Below are 917 nucleotides of genomic sequence, written 5' to 3'. Positions count from 1 at the left end.
CCGCGGCCAGTGTGCTGGTCGCCCAAGCTGATGCGTTGGACAGCCGGTTGCCGAAGGTGGCCGCGGTGCTGGCTCGCGGTGACATCGACTGGCGCACCGTGCAGATCATCGTGTCGCGCAGTGAGTTGGTCAGTGACCGCACGATCATCGCCGCCCTCGACTCCCAGCTGGCCGAACGGATCTCGCGGTGGCAGTCGTGGTCGCGTAAGCGGGTGATCGATGCGGTGGACGCCGCGGTGCGCACCCTGGATCGTGACGCGGTCAAGGAGCGGGAGCGCGCCGAAGACCGCCGGCATATGGATGTGATCGCCATCGGTGACGGTACGGCCAAGGTTGATGGTGTGGTGGACGCCGAGACTGCGGTGATCTTCGACCGGACGTTGGGCGAACTCGCGACCGGGGTGTGCCGCGAGGATCCGCGGACCCTCGCTCAGCGCCGCGCGGACGCGGTAGCCGCGATGGCGCAGGGACAACCGCTGGCCTGCCGGTGTGCGGCGTGTGCCGCCCGCTCGGTGACACCCGCTGCGGGTGGGCCGGCCCCCGCGCCGGCCACCGACGACACGGGCGAGGTCGAGACCGCCGCCGACACCAGCGACCTCCAGACCGCTGCTGACACCGGTGACGTCGAGGCATCCCAGCCGCCCTCAGCGCCTCCACCCCCGCCGCCGCCTGCGCCGTCGGGCACCAGGTTCGTGATCAACGTGATCGCCGATCAATCCACCGTGCTGGGTACCGGCAATCGGCCCGGCTATCTGGAGGGTTTCGGGGTGATCGACGCCGACCTGGTCCGCGAGCTGGCTCAGGGAGCGACGCTGCGGCCGCTGAACCCGCCAACGGTCACGGCCGAGCAGGGGTTGCGGTATCAGCCGACCGCGGCGGTGGAACGCTTCGTGCGGATGCGCGACCTGACGTGTCGC

1 protein-coding gene is annotated in these 917 nt (G+C 70.6%); it reads left to right on the top strand.

Annotated features, from left to right (window positions below):
• Window positions 1–11 precede the first annotated feature (11 nt).
• A partial coding sequence (locus Q2100_RS19990; RefSeq protein WP_302915462.1) for a DUF222 domain-containing protein occupies window positions 12–917 on the top strand: 906 nt, incomplete at its 3' end.

It is taken from the genome of Mycolicibacterium arseniciresistens (assembly GCF_030519285.1).
GTDB classification, from domain to species: Bacteria; Actinomycetota; Actinomycetes; order Mycobacteriales; family Mycobacteriaceae; genus Mycobacterium; species Mycobacterium arseniciresistens.
This window is presented reverse-complemented; position numbering and strand designations above follow the sequence as displayed.